Here is a 246-nt window from a genome sequence, read left to right as displayed (position 1 = left end):
GCATGGAACAGAATCCCGCGGTCAGCTTCACCCAGCATGCTGGTGTCGTTGTAGGAATCACCGGCAGCGATCACGCGGTAGTAGAGGGTTTTGAATGCCAGCACCGATTGGCGCTTGGGGTCTTTCTGGCGCAGTTGGTAGCTGACCACCCGGTCGTTTTCATCGGTGATCAAGCGGTGGCAAAGCAAAGTCGGGAAACCCAGCTGACGCATCAGCGGTTGGGAGAATTCGTAGAAGGTGTCGGAC

The 246-nt window shown here is 56.9% G+C and carries 1 protein-coding gene; it reads right to left on the bottom strand.

Annotated elements, in window-relative coordinates:
- Positions 1 to 246 (bottom strand): bifunctional phosphoserine phosphatase/homoserine phosphotransferase ThrH (thrH, locus tag AAEZ05_RS29710; protein WP_350650221.1); only part of this gene is annotated, 246 nt, incomplete at both ends.

Origin of the sequence: Pseudomonas sp. HY13-MNA-CIBAN-0226 (assembly GCF_040310305.1) — a bacterium.
GTDB classification, from domain to species: Bacteria; Pseudomonadota; Gammaproteobacteria; order Pseudomonadales; family Pseudomonadaceae; genus Aquipseudomonas; species Aquipseudomonas gregormendelii.
This window is presented reverse-complemented; position numbering and strand designations above follow the sequence as displayed.